27 protein-coding genes are annotated in these 18,295 nt (G+C 67.8%); 8 read left to right on the forward strand and 19 right to left on the reverse strand.

Features of this window, described 5'->3' with window-relative positions:
• Nucleotides 1–39: 39 nt before the first annotated feature.
• Nucleotides 40–267, forward strand: coding sequence for a CopG family transcriptional regulator (locus P0Y50_02040; protein WEK40408.1), 228 nt, complete (start codon nt 40–42; stop codon nt 265–267).
• On the forward strand, nt 264–707 hold the full coding sequence (locus P0Y50_02045) for a VapC toxin family PIN domain ribonuclease (protein WEK40409.1): 444 nt from the start codon (nt 264–266) through the stop codon (nt 705–707). Before P0Y50_02040 ends, P0Y50_02045 begins: the two co-directional genes overlap by 4 nt.
• On the opposite strand, the gene P0Y50_02050 is transcribed toward P0Y50_02045, so the two are convergent.
• The 3 genes from P0Y50_02050 to tolQ are packed head-to-tail and all read right to left on the reverse strand — an operon-like array spanning nt 704 to nt 2,850.
• Nucleotides 704–1,627: a hypothetical protein gene (locus P0Y50_02050; protein ID WEK40410.1), complete on the reverse strand. Its 924-nt coding sequence runs from the start codon at nt 1,625–1,627 to the stop codon at nt 704–706. The two genes, P0Y50_02045 and P0Y50_02050, sit on opposite strands and share 4 nt — an antisense overlap.
• A gap of 5 nt (nt 1,628–1,632) precedes the next feature.
• Nucleotides 1,633–2,094, reverse strand: coding sequence for a protein TolR (gene tolR, locus P0Y50_02055; GenBank protein ID WEK40411.1), 462 nt, complete (start codon nt 2,092–2,094; stop codon nt 1,633–1,635).
• 3 nt (nt 2,095–2,097) lie between these two features.
• Entirely contained in the window at nt 2,098–2,850 is a 753-nt protein-coding gene (gene tolQ, locus P0Y50_02060) for a protein TolQ (protein ID WEK40412.1), read from the reverse strand.
• 247 nt (nt 2,851–3,097) lie between these two features.
• On the opposite strand from tolQ, the gene P0Y50_02065 reads away from it, so the two are divergent.
• Nucleotides 3,098–3,838, forward strand: coding sequence for an SDR family oxidoreductase (locus P0Y50_02065; GenBank protein WEK40413.1), 741 nt, complete (start codon nt 3,098–3,100; stop codon nt 3,836–3,838).
• Nucleotides 3,839–4,013: 175 nt separating this feature from the next.
• On the opposite strand, the gene P0Y50_02070 is transcribed toward P0Y50_02065, so the two are convergent.
• The 11 genes from P0Y50_02070 to ruvC form a co-directional block, all read right to left on the reverse strand.
• Entirely contained in the window at nt 4,014–4,727 is a 714-nt protein-coding gene (locus tag P0Y50_02070) for a CPBP family intramembrane metalloprotease (protein WEK40414.1), read from the reverse strand.
• Between the two features lie 82 nt (nt 4,728–4,809).
• Nucleotides 4,810–5,889 (reverse strand): AraC family transcriptional regulator, encoded by a 1,080-nt coding sequence (locus tag P0Y50_02075; GenBank protein ID WEK40415.1) that lies wholly within the window; start codon nt 5,887–5,889, stop codon nt 4,810–4,812.
• A gap of 33 nt (nt 5,890–5,922) precedes the next feature.
• Entirely contained in the window at nt 5,923–6,354 is a 432-nt protein-coding gene (locus P0Y50_02080) for a hypothetical protein (GenBank protein ID WEK40416.1), read from the reverse strand.
• 88 nt (nt 6,355–6,442) lie between these two features.
• The gene (gene ybgC / locus P0Y50_02085; GenBank protein WEK40417.1) at nt 6,443–6,895 is read right to left on the reverse strand and encodes a tol-pal system-associated acyl-CoA thioesterase; all 453 of its coding nucleotides are present in this window, start codon (nt 6,893–6,895) and stop codon (nt 6,443–6,445) included.
• Between the two features lie 26 nt (nt 6,896–6,921).
• A complete protein-coding gene (locus P0Y50_02090) occupies nt 6,922–7,263 on the reverse strand; it encodes a hypothetical protein (GenBank protein WEK40418.1) in 342 nt (113 codons plus the stop codon).
• A 36-nt stretch (nt 7,264–7,299) separates the two neighbouring features.
• Nucleotides 7,300–8,772 carry an alpha/beta fold hydrolase gene (locus tag P0Y50_02095; GenBank protein ID WEK40419.1) on the reverse strand — a complete coding sequence of 491 codons (1,473 nt, stop codon included), beginning with the start codon at nt 8,770–8,772 and terminating at the stop codon, nt 7,300–7,302.
• Nucleotides 8,773–8,851: 79 nt separating this feature from the next.
• Nucleotides 8,852–9,127: a BrnA antitoxin family protein gene (locus P0Y50_02100; GenBank protein WEK40420.1), complete on the reverse strand. Its 276-nt coding sequence runs from the start codon at nt 9,125–9,127 to the stop codon at nt 8,852–8,854.
• Nucleotides 9,120–9,380, reverse strand: coding sequence for a BrnT family toxin (locus tag P0Y50_02105; GenBank protein WEK40421.1), 261 nt, complete (start codon nt 9,378–9,380; stop codon nt 9,120–9,122). Before P0Y50_02105 ends, P0Y50_02100 begins: the two co-directional genes overlap by 8 nt.
• Complete coding sequence (gene ruvB / locus P0Y50_02110; GenBank protein ID WEK40422.1) at nt 9,377–10,414, reverse strand: Holliday junction branch migration DNA helicase RuvB; 1,038 nt, start codon at nt 10,412–10,414, stop codon at nt 9,377–9,379. The genes P0Y50_02105 and ruvB overlap by 4 nt, the downstream gene beginning before the upstream one ends.
• Before the next feature lie 214 nt (nt 10,415–10,628).
• On the reverse strand, nt 10,629–11,258 hold the full coding sequence (gene ruvA / locus P0Y50_02115) for a Holliday junction branch migration protein RuvA (GenBank protein ID WEK40423.1): 630 nt from the start codon (nt 11,256–11,258) through the stop codon (nt 10,629–10,631).
• 166 nt (nt 11,259–11,424) lie between these two features.
• Nucleotides 11,425–11,943 (reverse strand): crossover junction endodeoxyribonuclease RuvC, encoded by a 519-nt coding sequence (ruvC, locus tag P0Y50_02120; GenBank protein ID WEK40424.1) that lies wholly within the window; start codon nt 11,941–11,943, stop codon nt 11,425–11,427.
• 96 nt (nt 11,944–12,039) lie between these two features.
• On the opposite strand from ruvC, the gene P0Y50_02125 reads away from it, so the two are divergent.
• From P0Y50_02125 to P0Y50_02135, 3 genes are read left to right on the forward strand one after another with little or no spacing between them, the layout of a single operon-like run.
• Nucleotides 12,040–12,456 (forward strand): MarR family winged helix-turn-helix transcriptional regulator, encoded by a 417-nt coding sequence (locus P0Y50_02125; protein WEK40425.1) that lies wholly within the window; start codon nt 12,040–12,042, stop codon nt 12,454–12,456.
• Nucleotides 12,449–13,669 carry an MFS transporter gene (locus P0Y50_02130; GenBank protein WEK40426.1) on the forward strand — a complete coding sequence of 407 codons (1,221 nt, stop codon included), beginning with the start codon at nt 12,449–12,451 and terminating at the stop codon, nt 13,667–13,669. Before P0Y50_02125 ends, P0Y50_02130 begins: the two co-directional genes overlap by 8 nt.
• A 2-nt stretch (nt 13,670–13,671) precedes the next feature.
• On the forward strand, nt 13,672–13,794 hold the full coding sequence (locus P0Y50_02135; protein WEK40427.1) for a hypothetical protein: 123 nt from the start codon (nt 13,672–13,674) through the stop codon (nt 13,792–13,794).
• A 125-nt stretch (nt 13,795–13,919) separates the two neighbouring features.
• Here P0Y50_02135 and P0Y50_02140 read toward each other — a convergent pair whose 3' ends face one another.
• The 4 genes from P0Y50_02140 to P0Y50_02155 form a co-directional block, all read right to left on the reverse strand.
• Complete coding sequence (locus P0Y50_02140; GenBank protein WEK40428.1) at nt 13,920–14,438, reverse strand: hemerythrin domain-containing protein; 519 nt, start codon at nt 14,436–14,438, stop codon at nt 13,920–13,922.
• Between the two features lie 79 nt (nt 14,439–14,517).
• Nucleotides 14,518–14,793: a type II toxin-antitoxin system RelE/ParE family toxin gene (locus tag P0Y50_02145; GenBank protein ID WEK40429.1), complete on the reverse strand. Its 276-nt coding sequence runs from the start codon at nt 14,791–14,793 to the stop codon at nt 14,518–14,520.
• Entirely contained in the window at nt 14,790–15,071 is a 282-nt protein-coding gene (locus P0Y50_02150) for a hypothetical protein (protein ID WEK40430.1), read from the reverse strand. The genes P0Y50_02145 and P0Y50_02150 overlap by 4 nt, the downstream gene beginning before the upstream one ends.
• Before the next feature lie 35 nt (nt 15,072–15,106).
• Nucleotides 15,107–15,880, reverse strand: coding sequence for a YebC/PmpR family DNA-binding transcriptional regulator (locus P0Y50_02155; GenBank protein WEK40431.1), 774 nt, complete (start codon nt 15,878–15,880; stop codon nt 15,107–15,109).
• Between the two features lie 274 nt (nt 15,881–16,154).
• Between P0Y50_02155 and P0Y50_02160 the strand changes: the two genes are divergently transcribed.
• Both P0Y50_02160 and P0Y50_02165 read left to right on the forward strand, forming a co-directional pair.
• Nucleotides 16,155–16,355, forward strand: coding sequence for a hypothetical protein (locus P0Y50_02160; GenBank protein WEK40432.1), 201 nt, complete (start codon nt 16,155–16,157; stop codon nt 16,353–16,355).
• A 253-nt stretch (nt 16,356–16,608) separates the two neighbouring features.
• Nucleotides 16,609–17,643, forward strand: coding sequence for a hypothetical protein (locus P0Y50_02165; GenBank protein WEK40433.1), 1,035 nt, complete (start codon nt 16,609–16,611; stop codon nt 17,641–17,643).
• Between the two features lie 140 nt (nt 17,644–17,783).
• On the opposite strand, the gene P0Y50_02170 is transcribed toward P0Y50_02165, so the two are convergent.
• Nucleotides 17,784–18,218 (reverse strand): thioesterase family protein, encoded by a 435-nt coding sequence (locus P0Y50_02170; protein ID WEK40434.1) that lies wholly within the window; start codon nt 18,216–18,218, stop codon nt 17,784–17,786.
• Nucleotides 18,219–18,295 lie beyond the last annotated feature (77 nt).

Consider the following 18,295-nt stretch of genomic DNA (forward strand, 5'->3'; position numbering starts at 1 on the left):
CACATTGATGCGTGATGCGTGATGCATTATATTCGGCCCATGCGCACCACCCTCGCCATCGACGACGACGTGCTGAACGCCGCGCGCGCCATTGCGGTTCATCAGGATCGAACGGTCGGCGAGGTCGTGTCCGAACTGGCGCGACAAACGCTGCAGAAGCGTCCCACGACCGTCCGGTTTCGTGACGGCGTCCCCCTTCTTCCCGACCGCCCGGGACCGATGGTCACACTGGAAGACGTCAACGCGCTGCGCGACGAACTGCCTTGACCTATCTGCTGGACGTCAACGTGCTGATCGCTCTGGTCGATCCACGTCACGTCTTCCATGAGACAGCCAATATCTGGTTTCAGCGCGAAGCCGTCTCCTCTTGGGCGACGTGTCCGATAACGGAAAATGGCCTGGTCCGCATCGTCGGCAACAGCCGCTATCGCAACCCGGTCGGAACGCCTTTCGAAGTCATTGGCGTTTTGCGTCTCCTGCGTGAAATGTCAGGCCATGTTTTCTGGCCGGACACACTCAGCCTGGCCGACACCAGCGTGTTCGACGGTTCTGCGATCACGACGCCCGAGCAGGTCACAGATACCTATCTACTCGCCCTGGCCGTGTCGAAGGGCGGGCGTTTGGCGACGCTCGACCGCCGCCTGTCGCCTCATGCGGTCGTCGGGGGGCGCGACGCGCTTCACCTCATCGGACCGCCTCGCGCCTAACGATTCCGGCACGCCCGTTCGGTGTTGAACGTCGGACGATAGACGCCGCCGGGGAAGCCCTGGGGCACGTCGAAGGGAGCGGTCTGGCGCAAGGCCCTCAGCGCGCCGTCGGCGGCGGCGCGATAGACGTTCGACGACTGGGCGTTGATCAGGTTGGGTCCGCGCGTGATCCGCCCGTCCGCCGACAGGGTCAGCTCGACCTGAATTCTCAGCTGATCCGCGCCGGGAATGTCGCAGGGCAGAATCCAGTTCGGATAGACCTGGTTGAAGATGGCGGTGATCTGCGGCCCCGTCGCCTGGGACGCCGCGCCTGCGCCCTGCTGACCCGTCGCCGGGCGGCCGCGATTGTTGGTCGGGCGCGTCGGTCCGGCCAGGGCGTCCAGGTCCAGGCTGGGTTCGGTGCGCTGCGGCGCCGGGCGGGCGGGCGCCGGCGTCGCCGGGCGCGGCGTCGGCTGGGCCTTGGTCGGCGGCGAGGGCGTGGGCGCGGGCGGCGTGGGCCGGGGCTGCGGCGGCGTCGGGCGCGGCGTGGGGCGCGGGGTCGGCGCGGGCGTCGGCGTGGGACGCGGGGTCGGCTGGGCCTTGGTCGGGGGCGCGGGCGTCGGACGCTGCGGCTGGGGCGGCGTCGGGCGGGGCTGGGGCTGGGGTTGAGGACGCGGCTGGGGCGGCGTCGGCTGGGGCGTGGGCGGAACCGGGTCGGGCTGCTGAACCGGCGCCGTCGCGGCGTCGTCGGGCGAGGGTTCGGGCTGGGGATTGTCGGCCGGGGCGGCCTGGACCACCTCTTGCGACACGATGGTCACGGGCACCGAGGCGACCAGGGGCTTCTCCTCCTCGACCTTCTGCGAAAAGGTCACGAAGGCGAGCGCGATCACCCCGGCGTGCAGGGCGAGGGAACCGACGATCGCGGGGCTCGGCCGACGCAAGGGGTTCAGGCCTCCGGCGCCGTGTCGGTGATCAGGTTCAGCTTGGTGAAGCCCGACGCGCTCAGCCGCGCCATCACCCGCGCCACGGCCTGATAGGGCGCCCGCCCGTCGGCCCGCACGAACACCGGCCGCTCGGCCGCCTTGTCCGCGCCGCCCGCCTCGGTCTGCAGCCGCGCCGACAGCTGGTCGAAGGCCGTCTCGCTGTCGCCCACGAAGATGGCGCCCTGCTGGTCGATGCTGACCGACAGGGGTTCGGACTTGGTCTCGACCGCGCTGGCCTCGGTCTTGGGCAGCTCGACCGGCACCCCCACCGTCAGCAGGGGCGCCGAGATCATGAAGATGATCAGCAGCACCAGCATCACGTCCACCAGGGGCGTGACGTTGATCTCGGTCAGAGGCCCCGTGCGCCCCCGCCGACCCCGGCGACCGCCGCCGCTGGAACCGCTCCTGCCGCCACCAAGCGCCATGGCTCAGCCGCCCCGCTTCAGGCTGAGGTCGGCGGCGGGCGGGGGCGGCGGCGGCGGGGCCGACGGCGCGCCCAGCCGGCGCGCGACCGCCGCCTGCAGATCATCGGCGAAGGCGTCCAGCCGACCGGCGAACTTGCCCGCGTCGATCGAGAACTTGTTGTAGGCGATATAGGCCGGGATCGCCGCCGCCAGGCCGATGGCCGTGGCGAACAGGGCCTCGGCGATGGCCGGCGCCACCGTCGTCAGATTGGTGTTGCCCGCCGCCGCGATCCGTCCGAACGCGTTCATGATGCCCCAGACCGTACCGAACAGGCCGATGAAGGGCGAGGCGGTGGCCACGACCGACAGCACCCCCAGCCCGTTCTCGATCCGCTGGCTCTCGCGCGCGATCAGGCTGTTCATCGCCTTGTCGATCCGCACCATCAGAAGGTCGCCCTGATGATCGTTCAGCACGCCGCGCTGACGCGCCTCGCGCCAGTCCGACAGGGCGATGGCCAGCATGCGCGGCAGGGCGTGGTCCGGCTCCGGCCCGGCCTGGGCCGACACGTCCTCCAGCGACCGGCCCGACTGGACCGCCTTTTCGAACTCGTCGGCCTGTCGGTTCAGGGCGGTGAACCGCACCGCCTTGTCGATGATGATGGTCCACGACCAGATCGAGGCCGCCGCCAGGCCGATCATGACCGTCTTCACCACCCAGTCGGCGGTCATGAACAGCGCGACGGGGTTCATCATCGCGGCGTCGACGGGCGTGGTCATTCAGGCGCTCCGGGCGGAATCGAGGTCTGTCACATCGTCTTCGACCGAGCCGACGTGACCATTGTGTGGCGTCCGGCCCGTTTAACCACGACCCGACCGCCCGTCATCTGACAGGCGCGTCATAACGGTTAACAGCAGGTTATCGCGACGCTAGGGAGGTGGGCGAAACGACGACGAGCGCGCCATGACGTGGACCGGAGCGCTCCCGAAATCTCGACGCCCCCTCTTGGATTCGCTAGGAAGACAGATGGCTCGATTCCAAGATAAGCGCGTCCTGATTACCGGCGGAACCAGCGGCATGGGATTGGCCGGAGCCAGACGTATCGTCCGCGAGGGCGGCTCGGTCATCGTAACGGGCATGACCCCGGCGCGCCTGGATGCGGCGCGATCCGCACTCGGCGAGAAAGGCGAAGTGCTGGCCAATGATGCAGCCGATCCTGCTGCGGCCTCCGTCCTGGCGCAAGCGGCCGAGACGGCGGGGGGACTGGACGGACTGTGGTTGAACGCAGCCTACGCCGCGCTTGGCGCGCCTGAAGACATCGACGCCCCGGCGTTCGATCGCATGATGGCCGCGAATGTGCGTGGCCCCGCCTTGCAGATCGCCGCCCTATCGCCGCACCTGAAAGCTGGCGCTTCCGTCGTCGTGACCGCCTCCTCGTCCGTCTATGAAGGGGCGGCGGCGACCGGCCTTTACGCCGCGACCAAGGGGGCGCTGGTCGCCATGGCTCGATCCTGGGCTTCGGCGCTGGCGGCTCGCCGTATTCGCGTCAATGTGATCGTACCGGGTCCGATCGACACCAATTTCCGCCATTTCCTGCCCGAGGACGCCAAGCACGGTTTCGAGGATTTCGTCATACGACAAGTCCCGCTGGGCCGAGCGGGCACAGCGGACGAGGCAGCGGCTGTGGCCCTGTTTCTGTTGTCGGACGACGCCTCTTACGTGACCGGCAGCCAGTATGCGGTGGATGGCGGTCTGATCATGCAATAGGCGAGCGCATCGGCTGGGCCGCCGCAGCTGACGAATTTGGCCTGGCCCCCGTTCGGCCTCGACGCCCAAGGGCCTTCCTCGACGCCTACGGCCTGACCGAACTGGACCAGGACAGGCTGGCCTTCCACCTGGCCCTGGACGAGTTCTTCTAGGGGCGCCTTCCCGCCGACCCCGCTTAGAACATCAACGAAAACGAATTGCCGAAGTTGTGCAGCAGTATGGGCAACAGCAGGCTTCCGGTGCGCAGACGCAGCCAGACGGCGATGAAGGACGGCAGGGCCGTCAGCGCCATCGTCATCGGATCGAACGAGAAGGCCCCGTTCGAGAAGCCGAAGGCGTGGGCCAGTCCGAACAGGGCGCAGGACAGCACGGCGCCCCAGCTCCAGTCGACGCCCAGGAACCGCTTCGTGCCGGTGAAGGCCTGACACAGGGCGAACAGCAGGACGCCGCGATAGAATGGCTCCTCCTCAAGGCCAGGCATGGTCAGCTGGAAGGCGATGTCCTCGCCGGTCGACGACCCGCCGGGAAAGGCCATGGCGATCACGACGAAGAAGGCGCAGTACAGCGCCGCGACCGGCAGCGCCGCCTTCAGACTGCCGGGCGCCTGGGTCAGGGTCAGGCCCGCGCGGCGCCATCCGAACGCGGGCGAGGCGGCGATGGCCAGGGTGGCGGCCAGGGCCAGCAGCTTGCCCTGCCAGTTCCACGACCCGCCGATCACGTCCGGCAGCCGACCGTAGAAGCCCGTCAGAAACGCGTCGTTCACCGCCACCAGCAAGGCCGCGACGACCAGCCACCGCCATGAAAAGCGCCGCCGGTCCGTCAATCCGATCGCGGTTCCCACAACAAGCAGCAGCGTCAGCACGCCGCCCAATCCAATCAATCCGTTCACGCCTTCACCTCATCGCCAATGACGGCGGCGACCTATCGGCGCAGGGCCGGATGCGTCTCCTCAGAACCCGGCTTTTCGCGTCTCAAAACCGGGCGTCATGCGGTGCGGAAGGGGAATCGACCCGTCGGGCGGCGGCGCGGTACTGGCTGGGCGCGCATCCCTGCATCGCCCGGAACGCCCGGTTGAAACTGGCCAAGGACGCGAAGCCGCTGTCCAGGGCCACGGCGATCAGCTTGTCGTCCGCCCGCCCCGGCGCGCTCAACAGACGCCGCGCCTCCGCAACGCGATAGTGGTTCAGGAAGCTGCGGAAATGATCGTGCCCCAGCTCGCGGTTGATCAGGGTGCGCACCGTGCGCTCCGGCGCCCCCATGCGCGCGACGAAGGCCGCAAACGTCAGGTCGGGGTCCAGAAACACCCGCTCGGTCTCCATCAGGACCAACAGGCGGCCATGCAGCGCGTCGTCGCGGTCGGACGCCGGTCGCGGTGCCGTCTTTTCCGCCGCGCCGAAGGTCAGAACATCGGACCGCACCATCAGCAGCCGTCCCGCCAGCCACAGGCCGAACACCAGCACCGCCAGGTTCTGGCCCATGGCGAAGGCCAGCGGCCGCCAGGCGAAGCCGAACAGCACATCCGCCGTCAGGTCGACGAACAGCATCCCACCCAGCAGCACCGCCACCATGATCCGCGCGTCATGGCGCCGCTGGATCAGATCGTCCTGGCGTCCGGCCAACAGCCGCCAGACCATATGGCCCACGATGGCGAACCCCAGCGGCACCAGCAGAAACGACCAGCTTATGTGCGCCAGGGTCTGGCCGAACAGACCCCGGTCCATCGCCGCGATCAGCCCCCAGATCAGGCCGACGCCTAGCACGCCCCCCTTCAACCGGAACCGGCTGTCGAAACAGGACAGGCAGAACCACCACAGGAAGATGACGGTGAAACCGCTCAGCGTATTGGCGATCTCTCCGGCCAGACCGTCGGGGCTCAGCGTCGCCAGCGGCGTATTGCCGATGACGAAACCCGCGACACAGGCCGCCATCGGCGCGAACAGGATGGCGGGCAGACCCAGCCGCCGCCGCTGGCCCAGCATCAGCCACGCCAGAAACAGGATCGTCACCGCCGCCCCCGCCCGGATGGCGACGTCGATCTGACCGATGATCATGCCGTCACGACACGGGCCGGCGCGGCGCCGACCTCACTCCGACGCCGCCCGCCGCGTCGGATCGACGGCGACCGAGACGGGTGCGCCGACGCTGATGATCACGCCCTCGTGGCCTTCCTTGGCGATGGAATAGGTGGCGGCGTCTTTCAGCAGCCCTTCCTCGCACTGGCGGTCGCCCGGACGGCCCAGTTCGGCGCAGCCGCGCCTGGCCGCGTCGGTCCAGCCCAGAACCCGGCGCGTCGCCGCCTCGGCCCGCTTGATGGCGGCTTCGTCCTCGGCGGCGGCCTGCGCGATCAGCGCCTGACGCGCGCCCTGCTGGTACTGCAACTCGGCCTGACCGGCCATCTTGCGCTCCCAGACCTTGTAATACGGGCACCCCACCAGCCCGCCGCCGACCAGCAGCAGGATCAGCAGCACCGACACCACCACCGCGCTGGCCGACATCGTGTAGTTTTCGCTCGCCATGATTTTCCCCTCGTTTCGCGCCGATTCTAGAGCAAAGGGCGGCGCCCGACAGCCCCATCTCTTTCGCCGGAATGCTCGAAGGAAGGCGTTATCCCGCCTCCGCCAGCCACGGCGTCACCTTCTCCACCAGCCCTTTGGATGGCCGCCGGGGCCGTCCGTCCAGATGGATGCACACCGCCGTCACCTCGGCCCGGCACAGCACCTCGCCCCCGCGCTCCACGCTCTGGCGGATGATCAGCCGCACCCCCTTCACCTGCTCGTAGAGGGTGCGCACCACCAGGGCGTCGTCGATCCGGGCGGGCTTCAAATATCTGATATTTAACTCAGCGACCACAAAGGCCAGAGGCTCGGCCTCTTCCAGCAGATCGGCGTGGCCCACCCCGATGGCGCGCAGGAAATCGGACCGCCCCCGCTCGAAATACCGCACATAGTTGGCGTGATAGACCAGGCCCGTGAAATCGGTGTCCTCATAATAGACGCGCACCGGCAACAGGTGGTCGCGCCCTTCAAATCGCCCGGCTGTGGGTTGGTCGATGTTCATGGCCTCAATCTAGCGCAAACCACGCCTCAGCGCGCCCCCGCCGGTGCGATCATGAAGCCGGGACAGTATCGCTGGCGCATCTCGCGGAACTCGGTCGGCAGGGGATCGTCGCTGAACAGGATGCGGTTGGGAATGGAGACGAAGGCCGTCGCCGGCGCGCCCGCGCGGCGCCCCATATAGCCGCAGACCGCCCGCCTCTGCCCCGGCTCGGAATAGCGCAGCTCGGCGCCGTGTCCCGCCTGGACCCGGATCTGGCGCATCACCCGCTCGTCCGCCGGCTCGGGGGACTGGGCGCCGGTCGGCCGCGTCGCCAGCCACACCCCGCCTGCGCTGAGCGCCAGCACCCCCGCCGCCGCGATCAGGGCCATGGTCCGTCGCTGATGGGAAAAGGCCCCGCGCATCCCCTATCCCGCCGAAGCGGCCTCGATGAAGTTCAGCGGCGTGTCCGCCGCCGGCAGGCAGCTGCGGTCCACCGGCGCCGAGGGATCGCGCAGGAAGTCGCGCGCCATCCTGCGCGTGCAGGGGCTGGCGTTGATGACGCCGTGGGTGGCGTTGGTCACGATCACCACCTGGCTGCGGGAATAGCCCCTGGCCGCCGCCTCGGTCAGGGGCGGCGGACAGCCGGGGTCGATCTCGGCGGCGACGAACAGGGTCGGAATGTCGGTCGTGACCGGCTGGTTCTCGATGGGCTCGGCTGGGGTCTCGCCCACCGCGTCGCATACGTCGAACAGGCGCGACAGCGACGGAACCAGCACCTCGGCCACCGGATCGCCCGCCGCGCCCGCCGCCAGCCGCGCCCTGGATTCGAACGGCAGCTCCTCCTTGCACAGATGCGCCATATGCTGGCCCTCGGTGTAATAGGTGCGGTCCTCCGCGATCTCGGCGACCGGGTTCAGGTTTCCGGCGATGATCGCCTCCAGATCGGCCGGCAGCCGCCGCACCCCCGTCGCGCTATAGGTCGTGTCCATCAGAAACGCCGACAGGTCGTCGACGGTGAAGCTCCGCCCGTCCTTTCCTCTCACCGGCCCGGCCAGCCACTTTCGCGCCTCGGCCTCGAACCGCGCCTGAAGGTCGGGATGCCGCCCCGCACAGGCGACCTGGGCCTGACATTTGGCCAGGATCAGCCGCACCGCCGCCGACACCTGTTCGGGCGTGCCGACGGCCCAGTTTCCTTCGGGCGGCCAGGGGCTGTCCATCACCGCCGCCCGCACGATCCGGGGCTGATGGGTGATCACCGCCGCCTCGATGCGCGGGCCGTAGGAGCCGCCCCACAGGTCGATCTTGTCGTAACCCAGCACCTGGGCCAGGTCGCGCACGTCGTCGGCGATGACGGCGGCGTTGTACTGGTTCAGGTCGATCCCCTTGGCCTGATAGGCTTTCAGACAGGCGATCAGCCCGTCGCGGTCGGCGTCGGACGGCGGCCCGGCGTCGGTCAGCTGCACCCCCGGACAGTCCAGCGACGGATCGCCCCGCCCGCCCCCGCGCTGGTCGAACAGGACCACGTCCTGATCCACCGCCATCAGGTCGGGCCGCCGCGACAGGGCGCGCAGCATATTCCCCACGCCCGGCGTCAGATCCCCGCCCGGCCCGCCATGAAACATGAACACCGGCGGCAGCGCCTGCCCCGAAGCGTCGCGATAGGGCTGGCTGGCCTTCAGCACCACCACCGCCACGCCGATGCGCCGATCGCTGGCCGTCCCCCGCGCCTCATCGACCGTCAGGGTTCCGCAGGTCGTCTTGCGCACATCGGTCGGCCAGTCGGCCGGACAGGGCTTTTCGGTGAAGACGGGCGCCGCCGCGCGGGCGGGCGGCGCGACCGCCAGACCGCCCCACAAGCCGAGGCTCAAAACCAATGCCGCGACAGGACGAAGGATCATGGGGCGCGCTCCGATGCCGCGCCAGCAAACGCCGATCCGCCCCGGCTTGGCAACGCCTATTCGAACAGGTCGCCGGGGATCAGGCCGCGCGCTTGTTCCGCGCCACGTCGGTCAGAGCCTGCGCCATCCGCTCGCGCCAATCCTCGCCCTCCTCGGCAAAGGCCTTGATCGTCTCCGCCGACAGTTTCAGCGCCACGTCCTGCTCGCCCGTCATCCGGGCGTACAGGTCCGGCATGACCTCGCGCAGGGGTCGCGCCTTGGCGAAGTCCCCGTCCGTCCATTCGGGATTGTCGATGTCGTCGATCTCGACGTCCGCATAGTCGTTCGGATCGAGGCTGAGCTTGGGATCAGCCATAGCGTTTACACTCCCTGGCGTTCGCGCGCCGCAGACTGATGGCCCTCAACATCCCGTCCCGGAAGGTGAAGGCCAGCATATGCAGCCGCCCGTCCATCATACCATAGGCCCGCCATCGTGGCTCGCCGTAATCCAGACGGTCATCGGCCAGGACGAAAGCGGCCAGAAGGTCCAGTTCGCCCGCGCGCGACAGCGACAATCCATGCTTGGCGCGATTGCTCGCATCCTTGCCTGGATCGAAGCCGACCTTCATTCGAACAGGTCGCCCGGCGCGGGGCCGGCGGACGGCGGCGGCGGCGCGCTCAGTCCCAGATGGGCGTAGGCCTTGGCGCAGGCGACCCGGCCGCGCGGGGTGCGCATGATGAAGCCCTGTTGCAGCAGATAGGGTTCGATCACGTCCTCGACCGCGTCGCGCGCCTCGGCGATGGCGGCGGCCAGGGTGTCCATCCCCACCGGCCCCCCGCCATAGTTTTCGATCAGGGCCTTCAGGAACCGGCGGTCCAGGCTGTCCAGGCCGGATTCGTCCACCTCCAGCCGCGCCAGCGCTCGCGCCGAGGCGGCCCGCGTGATGACCGCGCTGGCCTCCGCATCGGCGAAATCGCGCACCCGACGCAGCAGCCGCCCGGCGATGCGCGGCGTGCCCCGCGCCCGCCGCGCGATCTCCAGCGCCCCGCCCTCGTCGATGGCCGCGCCCATCTTGCGCGCCGCGCCCCGCACCACGGCGGTCAGTTCCTCGGGCGTATAGAACTCCAGCCGCAGCGGAATGCCGAACCGATCCCGCAGCGGCGTCGCCAAAAGGCCCGCCCGCGTCGTGGCCCCGACCAGGGTGAAGGGCGCCAGATCGATCCGCACCGAACGCGCCGACGGCCCCTCGCCGATGATCAGGTCCAGCACATGGTCCTCCATGGCCGGATACAGGATTTCCTCGACCTGGGGGCTCAGGCGGTGGATTTCGTCGATGAACAGGACGTCGCGCGGTTCCAGATTGGTCAGGATGGCCGCCAGATCGCCCGCCTTGGCCAGGATCGGCCCCGAGGTCGCCCGGAACCCGACCCCCAGTTCGCGCGCCACGATCTGCGCCAGGGTGGTCTTGCCCAGCCCCGGCGGTCCGAACAGCAGCACATGGTCCAGCGCCTCGCCCCGCCCGCGCGCCGCGTCGATGAAGACCTTCAGATTGCCCTTGGCCTGCGACTGACCGACGAACTCGGACAGGGTCTGGGGCCGCAGGGCGCGGTCATAGGCTTCGCCGGGGGCGGCGTCGGCGGCGACCAGTCTGTCATCGCTCATCGAACCGCTCCCCGACGCGACCGGCTTACATCCCCTTCAGGACCGCGTAACCGACCACCATGGCGACCAGACCGACGGCGAAGACGATCACGACCTGCAGTTTCTTGTTCATTGTAAAATCCGTACTCATGTTTGGGGGGGCTGTCGCCATAGGCCGCGCCGGGACCTCGGCTCAACCTTGTCCGTTCCAAACCTGGGGAGCGTTCTCGACGCGTCACCGCCCCAACTCCTGCAGCGCCGCGCGGATCACCGCCGACAGTTCGGCCTCGTCGCCCAGCCGGATCAGGGCCTGATCGACGGCCCGGCGCGCATTGACCTCCACCACGCCCAGGCTCAGCAGGGCCGACACCGCCTCGCCGGTGATCGACGGCGGGGGCGGCGCGATCTCGACATGCATTCCCGGCGCATGCGGCGCAAAGGCCACGTCGCCCACTATACTGCTTAGGGGCTTGCCCTTCAGCTCGGTGACGATCCGCAGCGCCAGTTTCGGCCCCACGCCGTTGGCCCGCGCCACCGCCGCCTTGTCCTCGCGCGCCACCGCCCCCGCCAGTTCGCCGGGCGGCAGCACGTCCAGAACCGCCAGCGCCGCCTTGGGTCCCACGCCCTGAATGGCCAGCAGGGTCGTAAACGCCCGCCGCTCGTCGCGCGTCAGAAAGCCGTACAGGCGCGGTCCCGCGTCCTCGCTCCATTGCGAATGGATATGCAGCGTCGCCTCGTCGCCCGGCGCCGGCAGCCGCCCCAAGGTCCGCGCCCCGCACGACGCCACATAGCCCACGCCGCCGCAGTCGATCAGGCAGTCCGCCTCGCCCACCTCGGCCAGCACGCCTCTCAGACGCCCGATCACGACCGTCTCCTCCCCATCTTGATGGGGAGGGGGACCGCGAAGCGGTGGAGGGGCTTTTGACGTCTCTCGGACACCAGCCGCACAGGAAGAGCCCCTCCGTCACGGCGCGAAGCCGCGCCGCGCCACCTCCCCATCTGCGATGGGGAGGAGACTGACGCCGCACCGCTCATGCCGCACCCCGCGTCAGGGCTTCCAACAGGCTCCGTTTCCGCAGTTGCGCATGGGTGATCGCCACCGCCAGGGCGTCGGCCGCATCGGCCTTCACGTCGCCGGCCGTCGGCAGCAGCCGTTTGACCATGAAGGCGATCTGGCTCTTGTCGGCGTGGCCCGCCCCGACCACCGCCTTCTTGATCAGGTTCGGCGAATATTCCGCCACCGCCAGACCCGCCTTGGCCGGCGCCAGCATCACCGCCGCCCGCGCATGGCCCAGTTTCAGCGTCGAGGACGGGTTCACATTGACGAACACCTCCTCCACCGCCGCCTCGTCGCAATCGTGATCGGCGCAGACCGCCGCCACATGGTCCAGCAGATGCACCAGACGCTCGGCGAAGGGCGCGGCCTCGGGCGGCGTCACCACCCCGTGCGCGATCCAGCGCAGCCGCGCCCCCTCGGCCGAGATCACGCCCCAGCCGGTGCGCCTAAGACCCGGGTCCAGCCCGATGATTCTGATCGGTTCGTTCGCCATCCGTTCCCCTATTGCCGCAAAGAGGGTTAGCAAACAATCACCAGCCGTCCGACAATGCCGATTGTATATGCAACGACGTCGTGCTTTGCATATGCAATGAACTCGAACCCCGGCGATGATATCCCCTGCATCTGCGGCCGCCTGCGCCGCGCCTCGCGCGCCCTGACCCGTCACTATGACGAGGCCCTGACGCCCGTGGGCCTGACCATCACCCAGTTCTCGGTGCTGCGGACCCTGTCGTCGATGGACCGCCCCACCCTGGTCGAATTGTCCGAACGCACCGCCCATGAGAAGAGCGCCCTGTGGCGCACGCTTCAGCCCCTGATCCGCCACGACTGGATCGCCGCCCAGCCCGGCCGTGTCCAGAGGTTCGCCCTGACCGACGCCGGTCGCGAACAGCTGGAACGGGCCCGCCCCCTCTGGAAAACTGCTCAGGCCGCCGTCAGCGGGACCCTCGGCCCGGGCGAGGCCGCCCTGATCGAACTGCTCAACGAGGTCGAGACCCATGTCTGACGCCGACGCCCCGCATCTCTCCCGCCGCGTCTGGATCATGATCGGCGCGGCCGCCGCCATCGTCACCCTGTCGATGGGCATCCGTCAGGCGTTCGGCCTGTTCCTCGCGCCGTTGACGATGGACATGGGCATAGACCGCCAGACCTTCGGCTTCATCGTCGCCGTCCAGAACCTGTTGTTCGGCCTGGCCCAGCCCTTCGTCGGCGCCCTGGCCGACCGACGCGGCGCGGGCGTGATCGCCGTGGCGGGCGCCCTGGTCTACGCCCTCGGACTGACCGTCGCGGGCCTGGCGTCCAGCACCCTGGGCCTGACGATCGGCCTGGGCGTCCTGACCGGAACCGCCATGTCGGGCGCCGCCTTCGTCGTGGTGCTGGGCGCCGTCGGCAAGGTCGTGCCCGCGCACAGGCGCACCCTGGCCTTCGGTCTGGTCACGGCGGGCGGGTCTCTGGGCCAGTTCCTGGTCGTGCCCCTGACCCAGGCCCTGATCGACGCCTTCGACTGGCGCGTCACCCTGTTCGGCCTCGCCGCCCTGGTCGCCCTGGTCATCCCCCTGGCCTTGGGCGTCGCGGGCAAGCCCCCCGCCGCCGATCACCGGGACGGTCCGGCCCTGAAGCCTGCTTTGGCCGAGGCCTTCGCCCACCCCAGCTTCTGGATGCTGAACTTCGGCTTCTTCGTCTGCGGTTTCCAGCTGGCCTTCGTCGGCTTCCACCTGCCCGCCTATCTGCGCGACGGCGGTCTGGACCCGTCGATCGGCGCCGCCTGCCTGGCCCTGATCGGCCTGTTCAACATCGCCGGGTCCTGGCTGTGGGGCGCCTGGGGGTCCAAGGGGTCTAAGAAGGGGCTGCTGGCGCTGCTCTATGGGCTGCGCGGCCTCAGCATGATCGTCTTCGTCCTGGTTCCGCTGTCCTCGGCCAGCGCCCTGGTCTTCGCCGCCGTCTCCGGCTTCCTGTGGCTGGGCACCCTGCCCCTGACCAACGGCCTGGTGGCGCAGATCTACGGCCTGCGTCATCTGTCGGCGCTGGCAGGCATCGTCTTCCTCAGCCACCAGGTCGGCGCCTTCCTCGGCGCCTGGCTGGCGGGCCTCATCTTCGACGCCACGGGCTCCTACAGCCTGATGTGGATCGCCTCCATCGCCCTGGCCCTGACCGCCGCCGTCGCCAATCTGCCGATCAAGGAAGCGCCCCTGGTCCGCACCGCCCTTCCGGCCGAATGAAGATGCGGCCGATTGCCCTGGCCATCGCCGCTGTCGCCCTGACCCTGCTGGCCGTGGGCGTCTGGCTGTGGTCTCGGGTCGGTCTGGCCGTCTGGCTGGACGCCGCCGCCGCCTTCTGCACCTAGAGGATTTCGGCCGCTGTCTGAATCGGACAGAGGGTGAAAAATGCTCCAGAATCAAACCGAAGCAAAATCTAAAGCCGGGCCGACCGCGTCAGCCCGGTCCGATTCTGCTTCAGGATTCCAACGCCTCAGCCGTGTTTCTCGACATAGGTCTCCGGGTCCTTGTTCACCGGTTTGACGCCCGTGATATGCGTCGCCTCGAAGGCCGCGAACTTGACCGCCAGATCATGGCGCACGGCGACGCCGGCGTTCAGGCGGAAGTCGGTCAGGCCCTGACGTTCCTCTTCGCCCATATGTTTGGAGTTGACCACATTGGCCTCGCCCACGGCCTCGAACCAGGCCCTGGTTCCGACCTCGTGCCTGGCGACCGCCTTGACCGCATCGCGCAGCTTGTTGTGATCCTCGATCGCGTCCTCGGTCTCGCCCTCGACCGTGCCCTCCTCGGCGTCATTGGCGCCATCGCCCTTCTTCATCAGGTCGGGATAGAAGAACCGCTCCTCGGCCTCGGCGTGGACATCCAGAAAGGCCGACAGCCGCCCCCACACCGCGCTTAGCGCCTCGGTGTCCTTGGGGTCGATCTGTTCGATGATCGAGAACAGCCGGCGCTGTTCGGCATGGTCGTCGAGGATCAGCTGGGTGATGTCCATGGAAGGCTCCTAGCGTAACTGTGAAGCCCCGATACGCCCGGCGCACCGCCCGGTTCCGTGCGAACGACTCGCTGTTCCCTTAGGCGAACGGTTCGCGCGCGCCGTGCCACACCCGAGCGATCTCGATATGCTCCGCCCTGACGCGGTAGATGATCAGATAGCCGGTTCTGGCGACGACCAACTGCCTCAACCCGTTCCCGACACGTCGCCCCGTTTCAGGAAAGGCGCCCAGCCCATCGACGGCGTCGATGATGCGGTTTTCGACCAGGGTCGCGGCATTGACGCTATCGGTCGCGATATACCGCCAGACCTCTTCGAGGTCCGTGCGGGCGGCGGGCGACCAGATGACCTTCAACGCTGCGTCCGCGCCGCCTGTCGCGCGCGCAACTCCGCGACGACCACCTCGTGCGGGATGCCCCCTCCGGCGTCCAGCGACCTCAGCCCCTCGTCGACGGCGGCGTGAAAGGCGGCTTCTTCTTCAGCCGACATGAACGGCACCGCCTCGTCCTCGACCGCCATGTCCAGCACCGCCATGGCCACGATGTCGTCAATCGTCGCCTGCCGGACGTCGGCCAGAGCGTCCAGCTTGGCCTTGACGGCTTCGTCCAGGGCGATGGTCACATGCACGGTCATGCGGGAACCGTATCACAACCCCCGCATGTCGCCCATCACCCCGCGTACTTGGCCGCGTCCTCGTCCGAGACGTCCTCGTTGGAATAGACCGCAGACACGTCGTCCTCGGCGTCCAGCGCGTCCAGCAGCTTGAACAGCGTGCCGACGGCCTCGCCCGTCACCGGCACTTCGGACTGAGGCTTCCAGACGATGGCGGTGGACTTGGGGTCGCCCAGCACCTTGGACATGGCGTCGGCGACTTCGTTCAGATCTTCGAAGGCGGTCCAGATGGTGTGGCCCGGCGCGTCCTCATAGATGTCCGGCTTGACCAGATCGCTTTCGACGTCGGACGCGCCGGCCTCGATGGCGGCCTCCATCACCTCGTCTTCGGTGCCGGCCTCGGCCTTGTAGATGATCTGGCCGACCTTATCCCACATGAAGGCGACCGAGTTCATTTCGCTCAGCGTCCCGCCGTTCTTCTTGAACGCCGTGCCGATGTTGGACGCCGCGCGGTTGCGGTTGTCGGTCAGGGCCTCGACGATGATGCCGACGCCGCCCGGACCCCGTCCCTCATAACGGACCTCTTCCATCGTATCGACGTCGCCGCCGGCGGCCTTGTTGATGGCGCGCTGGATCACGTCCTTGGGCAGGCTTTCGGCCTTGGCGTTGTTGACCGCCAGGCGCAGGCGCGGGTTGGCGGCCGGGTCGGGCAGGCCCGACTTGGCGGCGACGGTGATGTCGCGCGACAGTTTGGAGAACAGCTTGGAGCGCTGCGCGTCGGCGCGCCCCTTGCGGTGCATGATGTTCTTGAATTTCGAGTGGCCGGCCATGGGATCGTCTTTTGCGCGTTCTGAAACCTTGAGCCGCGCCTCATAGAGCCTGATCCGCCGAAGTGGAAGCGCTGCGCGCTTCGACGAGACGGTGAATCAGGCTCCATGTTCAAACTGAGCCTTGATTCACGGCGCCTGCGAAATCGCGAAGCGATTTCTCCTCAGCCGATCAAGGCTCGGCCGATGGACGGCATCCTGTCACGATGCGCCCTGGGGGTGGAACCTCGACCGTTTGCGCGTATTGATCCGGGCAAGACAGACGGAGCGTAAAGTCATGACCGCCGACGACACCATCTACCAAGCCGAAGGCTATGCCGACGACGACCTGCACGAGGCCGACATCGTCGAATGGTATGAGGCCCGCCCGGTCACCGTCTCCACCGCCGTCGCCGCCGGCGCCGTCGTCACCGCCTTCACCCTGGGCGCCCTCACCGCCGTCGGCGCCCTGTTCCTCATCGGCCGCCTGGACGACTGACGACCCGGCCTTCGCTATGTCTCTCGCGAGGCGTAGTTGCTTTTTGCGATCAGACAGGCAGCCGAGCCATGTCCGACGTGGAATTCGGCGGTCTAAAGCGACGTCCGCTTCAGTAGCCATCAGAAACCTTCAAAACGGGTGAGTTTACGAAGCGGCGTCTCGCCAAGGATCTGACGCTACACCCAAACAACGTCCGCCGGCGACGTGATGGATAAGCCGGGACGCCGTCTCCATTTCACGCTAGGGTCGCATCATGCGCATCCTGGCCCTTCTTTTCTTGATCGTGTTTAGCGCTAGCTCAGCGGCGGCCCAGAATTCGTCGTCGCCACCGAGTGATCCTGTCCTTGGCGCGCGGCTTGTCGAAGGCGTCGCCACTGCGCATCGACTCTGGCTCAGAAATGCGTCCGGAGCCGTTGTCGCTTTCGACCGATCCAACGGCGAGCGGCGCATTGTGGTCGAGCAAGGCGCGGCGGATTTGCTGCGCGCCTCGGGTCGAACTCTTATCCTGAAGTCGGATGGCGCCTCGCCGAGCCGTTTCTCTGTTTTTGATCCGGAAACAGGCCTTTCCCTGACGCCGGCGCTTCGCGCTGACGCACTCGGCCTGCTCTATGTCGGGCCAGACTGGATCGTCGTCACAAGGGACGCCCTTTACCGGAGTAACGGCGGTCGGTGGCGCAGGCAGGCCATCGAAGGCTCTGGGCGCCAACTTGGCGTCAGGACCATGGCATCCACCCCCGACGGGTCTATCTACATAGGCTTCAACTATGGGGAATGGGGCGGCGGACTATGGCGGATCGCGCCCGGCTCATCGAAGATGGTCGAAGTTCGCAAGGTCGATAACAATCCTTGCCACGGCCCGCTTGCAGCTGAATGCGATCCGATCACCGGTCTCGTTCCTGATGTCGACCATCCCGGATGCCTTCTGGCCTCGATCGGGCTGTCCCATATGTTATCCCACGGTCGAGTCATGCGAATCTGCGGCGATGAAGCGACGCTCGTATTCAGTCGCGAGGTGGATGCCCTTCCGGGTTCAATCGAAGCGTTCTTTCACAGTACATGGCCCTTGTTCGGACTGGCCGCGACACCGGACGGCTGGCTCGCAATCGCGCCAGGGAAGGTCTTTATTTCGAGCGGCGGCGAGGTCCAGACTATCGATATGCCGGGGGCTGAGCCCTTTGCGGGCATTCAAGTCTCGCAAGTCGGCCAGGTTCTAATCCTGCCGACGGACGTCAACTGGGGCATGTCGCTCAGCGGCTATACGCCTATGCTGGTGGCGGTCACCGACTAAAACGCGTGAGGTCCCTGCGTCCGCTTGCTGACGGAAACAGCTAAGGTCGCAAAACGGACCGCCGGAAGACACGTCTTTGGGTCGAGACCGGGCGATTACGCCCGCGTTCTAACCCGCCCTTGCACTTGTCCGGACCACCCTCAATCCGCCCGCAGGTTCTCCACCACGGCGCGCAGCCGTTCGGGCAGGGGTTTGGGCCGGCGCGTCTCCGCGTCGACATAGACGTGGACGAAATGGCCGATGGCGGCGGGGACGTCGACGCCGCGCTTGAAGACCGCAAAGCCGTAGCTGACGCTGGAGGTGCCGATGCGGTCGACCTTGATCCCCACCTCGATCACGTCCGGAAACTTCAGCGACGAGGTGTAGCGGCAGCCGGAATCGACCACCAGGCCGATGGATTCGTTCAGGGCGTTGGCGATCAGCAGGTGGGCGTTCACCGCCGAGTCCACGAACTCGTAGAATTTGGCGTTGTTGATATGGCCGTACTGGTCGTTGTCGGCCCAGCGCGTGGAGACCATGTGATAGGCCTTGTAGGTCGCGCGTTCGGCCAGCGGGCCTTCTTGCCTCTTGGGCATCGGTCGTCTCTCCCTGGCGACGTCTGATCGGTCGCTTCGAACGACGACGCTCTAGCGTGAACGACGCTGCGTCAAGC

This window comes from Candidatus Brevundimonas colombiensis (assembly GCA_029202665.1).
Lineage (GTDB): Bacteria > Pseudomonadota > Alphaproteobacteria > Caulobacterales > Caulobacteraceae > Brevundimonas > Brevundimonas colombiensis.